Consider the following 4356-nt stretch of genomic DNA (forward strand, 5'->3'; position numbering starts at 1 on the left):
ATTAATTTATCCTCATTACCCTACGCAAGCTGGAGATTTCAATGAGGATAATTATGAAACAGTTAATGAATTTGACTTATCCGATAAGGGGTTTGACGGTAATGACCCTATATATATCGATGGTGACCTTATAACAGATGAAGAATTTATAAGTGATTTGAACACTTACCCAAAAGAAGATATAAGGTTAATGTTGAGAATGCTGAAAGATGTTGAAGGTGAAGCAATTGAAAGAACAATAAGAATGACAGACGGCTCGTGGTCAGCTCCCTATCTCCCGGAAATAATAATTACTTGGACAGAACGCCCGGAGATAGATAATCTCCAAATTACAGTATTGCCTAATGGGAATATATCAGCAGAGGCAGAAATCACAAATATAAGATGTTCAAATTGCGATACAAGAGGATTTTCCGCAGTATTCAGTCAAGCCGAATTATCGACAGCAGAAAAAGATGAATTGGAAACATTTTTTGATGAATTAGGTTGGGATTATTACTCGACTTATTATCCTTCTTCTGGTTGGTGGGTAGACGCTTGGAAAGATTACGAGGAAGAAGGTAGTTTTGGAGTTGGCAGTTTTTCTATGGAATTAGGTGAATTGCCAGCAGGGTTTGATTATGATATTTATGCTTATTGTGAAAATGAGGGCGGATATACATCAACAGATGGAGTAACTGTTACAATCAATCCTTATAATGTAACCACATTAAGAGCTGAATTAAGAGCTGAAGTCCGTAGGGCTTATACGAATATTAGATTATATGGCAACATTGAAGAGGTAGCAGAATGATAACAAAAAGAGGATTTGAATATATAATTCAGGAAATAGAGCCAACAGGGAATGAATCTGGAATTGCCGAAGTTTTAGAAGAAAACGAAGAAGGTTTTGAAGCTGGGGAATATTATTTAGATGTTTCCGAATTATATAATCTTGATAATGACAAGGAAGATTGGGAAGCTACAACAATCTGGTGGTTTAGAGCAATCTGTTATGATGAAGTAGATACAAAATATGTAGGTGAATGGATAAAAAACGTCCCAACAGTTACCACAGGTGCTATGGATAATCAATTGGCATTGAACTCAATTGCTATGATTAATGCACATGGGGAATTAATAGACAAGGGTGCAAACGATATTACTGAAAGAGGTTTTAGAATAATTAAGGAATATCAAGGCGACTTATTTGGGGTTGATGATTATATCTCTATAGGTTTTGGTGATTATGAAGTTATGGTAGGGGTAGAAAGCCATACGGTTTTAGGTGGTGGTGATGGTTACACAGTAGTTGATTATTATTGGACAGGGACATTCTATCGGGATTCAGTAGAAGAAGGTAATTTTGATTTAGAAGAATTTGAAAGAACTTTAGGTGGCGGTCTTTTCGGCGAAGGGTTGGGAATTTATTTAAAGCAAAACGATACTTATTTAATACAAGCCATAGCTAAAAATAGTTTAGGATTAGCTCTTGGAGAGCAAGTTAGCATTACAACCTTAAATGGGGAAGTTATAACACCAGAAGAAGATGAGCCAGAAGCTGAAAATGGAACAGCAGAAATAACGATAAACTTTACAGTTCCTGAAGGGTATGTTGTAACAAGAGTAGGAGTCAGGGGAGGAAGAACAACTGCTAAAAACGAAATAGATGTTTTTGAAGATGGTTATTGGGAAGAAGGGGAATATGAAGAAACTATTTTCATTTCGGATTTGATTCCGGGAGAACATTACTATTGGGAAGATTATGTGGTAATGCACAATATAGAAGAATTAGATGAAATTATAGGTGGAGATGGTGATATAGGTGGAGAAATTGAAATAACAGAAGATTACCCAGATTTTACAATTCCTGATTGGGAAGACGATACCCATATTTATCCAGACTATGAACAGATAAATTATATGACAGTAATTAGTGAAATTAAATGTGAAAAAATAGCCGCACAGGGATTTATAGATATGGCAGGGAGAAGAAGGTCGGAAACACTTTCTAATCACTTGATTCAAACCAAAGAGAAATGCAGAGAATTAATCGATTTATATTTAAGCAGGTTTCAAGAGATAAAACTCAAAGTGGATATTGAAATTGATATGCCAATACCTTTTGAAGTTGAAGATATTATACATTTGTCAAATGGAGAATTATTTTTTAAAGAGAACGGTAATGGTGCTACTTTATTTAAGAATAATGGAGAAATTAATTATAAAAAATATATCCTTGCAAAAATAAGAAAAATAGGGGCTACATTTGAGTCTGGTGGCTCTACTATAATACCTATAGAATTGGAGGTGTAAAAATGGCAAATGAATATCGAAACAAAGAATGGTTATATAATAAATATCAGAATGAGGAATTATCACAAGCTAAAATTAGCCGATTATGTGGAGTATGCTGTTGTACTATATGGTATTGGTTAAAAAAGTTTAACATTCCAATTCGTTCTCTTAGTGAATCAATCCATTTAGGCAATGTGAATCATTGTAAATTATCTCAGGAAGCAATTGAATGGATTCAAGGTGAGCTTTTAGGAGATGGATGTTTAACTACTACAGCTAAAAAGGGTGATTTACCATCTAATAATTTATCAGCATTATTTAGGTATAGCTCGAAATATGAAGAATACATAAATTATATATCTGATACTTTAAAATCATTCGGGATAGAACAATCGGGGAAAATAATAAAATATTATGACAAAAAACAAAAAAGTTATTGCTATAAATATAATTCTCGTTCTTACAAAGAATTGATGTATATTTATAAACAATGGTATCCTAAAGGCAAAAAGATAATACCAAAAAATATAAGATTAACTTCATTAACCTGTAGGCAATGGTATATTGGAGATGGAAGCTTAATTCAACGGAAACAGAGAACAATAAAACCATATATAATTTTATGTACTTGTGGATTTTTAATTAAGGATGTGAAATGGTTAATTAAGGAATTAAATAATTTAGGTTTTAAAGCGACAAAATATTCACAAAATTCAATTTATATTTCCTCCTATTTTATAAAAAAATTTCTAAATTACATTAAAGATTGCCCAGTCAATTGCTATCAATATAAATGGGTACTTTAGAAAGGAGATAAAATAAATGGCTAATCATTTTTTTACACAACAGTCAGCAGGGAGTGGCAGGGTATCTACTTCTGATTATGTTGATGAAATAAATATCATAAACGAATTAAGACAAATTTTAGAAGACCTTGCAATTATTGTAGGGCAGTCTAAACTTGGAGATGGAAATTATCCGGCAGATGGAACAGTAGGAACGGTTGCGACAAATGTCAGAAAATGTAACTATTCAGCAGTAGCAGAGCCGACAGTTGATGACGATACAGGCGAAGGGTATGCAATAGGAAGTGAATGGATTTACGATGAAAGAATCTGGAAGTGCGTAGATGCCACAGAAGGAGCAGCAGTATGGAAGGAGTTAGATTATGTTGAGGAACTTTCTTAAATGGGTAATCATAATAGGTTTTATATTAGCAACTTGGGTATATTTTACTGGTAGCGGGAATTGTCAGGAATTGTCAGAACAGGAAAAGCTACTAACAGAAATTAGTGTAGATGTAAAATATATCAAATCAAGCATTGGAGAACTAAAAATTGATTTCAAGTCTATTCAATCAGACTTGAATCTTCTTGAAAAAAGGGTAACGACTGTAGAAAACAAGACTACTAATTTAGAAAATGTCATTTGCAATATTGAACAAATTAATAAATGGTTTTTGGGAATTTTAGCCACAATTATAGGCGGCTTGATTTTATATCAATACAAGAGAGCGGGTAATTTTCGGAAAGATGATAGAGCGTAGATTAATTGAAATAATTGAATCTCTTAATCGAATAATGGGCAAGTGGGAAAAATTGATTTTGCGAAGAACGATATTAAACATTTTTACGATTTTGTTATTTATTCAGGTGGTAGTAACGTTTATTCTCTGGGTTTTTGGGAGAGATGTATGCAATACATGGTTAGGAGTTTTGACAGTTGAGTTTGGGGCTTGGGGAACAATGTTAGCGTTCTATTTTAACGAAAGGCACAGGGAAGATATGAGGGACAAATATGAATAGAAAAGAAGAAATTTATTTACAATCAAGATGTCCATGCTGGGTATGTTCAGGGACTCGATTAAGTGATGACCTTGTGAAATGGATTTTGGATTTTGAACAAAAGACAGGATTGAAAATAAACATCACTTCAGGGGCAAGATGCGAAAGCTATAATCGTGAAGTTGGAGGATATTGGGATTCTCCTCATTTGACAGATGTAAATGGAATAGGACATGCCATTGATTTTCGGATTAAAGGATTAAAACCAATTGAAGTAGCTTTCAAAGTTGAGGAA

Annotated in this window: 7 protein-coding genes; all 7 read left to right on the top strand. The window is 33.5% G+C overall.

Annotated features, from left to right (window positions below):
- Positions 1–793: hypothetical protein (locus KO361_04330; protein ID MCC7574792.1), on the top strand; the 793-nt coding region annotated here is incomplete at its 5' end.
- Complete coding sequence (locus KO361_04335; protein ID MCC7574793.1) at positions 790–2295, top strand: hypothetical protein; 1506 nt, start codon at positions 790–792, stop codon at positions 2293–2295. The genes KO361_04330 and KO361_04335, both read left to right, overlap by 4 nt.
- Before the next feature lie 2 nt (positions 2296–2297).
- Positions 2298–3083: a hypothetical protein gene (locus tag KO361_04340; GenBank protein MCC7574794.1), complete on the top strand. Its 786-nt coding sequence runs from the start codon at positions 2298–2300 to the stop codon at positions 3081–3083.
- A 16-nt stretch (positions 3084–3099) separates the two neighbouring features.
- Entirely contained in the window at positions 3100–3465 is a 366-nt protein-coding gene (locus KO361_04345) for a hypothetical protein (protein ID MCC7574795.1), read from the top strand.
- Positions 3446–3823, top strand: a complete 378-nt coding sequence (locus tag KO361_04350) for a hemolysin XhlA family protein (protein ID MCC7574796.1) — start codon at positions 3446–3448, stop codon at positions 3821–3823. Before KO361_04345 ends, KO361_04350 begins: the two co-directional genes overlap by 20 nt.
- Positions 3810–4082 carry a hypothetical protein gene (locus KO361_04355; protein MCC7574797.1) on the top strand — a complete coding sequence of 91 codons (273 nt, stop codon included), beginning with the start codon at positions 3810–3812 and terminating at the stop codon, positions 4080–4082. Before KO361_04350 ends, KO361_04355 begins: the two co-directional genes overlap by 14 nt.
- Positions 4075–4356 (top strand): hypothetical protein (locus KO361_04360; GenBank protein ID MCC7574798.1); only part of this gene is annotated, 282 nt, incomplete at its 3' end. The genes KO361_04355 and KO361_04360, both read left to right, overlap by 8 nt.

The organism is Candidatus Woesearchaeota archaeon, assembly GCA_020854775.1.
In the GTDB taxonomy this organism is placed as follows: domain Archaea; phylum Nanobdellota; class Nanobdellia; order Woesearchaeales; family 21-14-0-10-32-9; genus 21-14-0-10-32-9.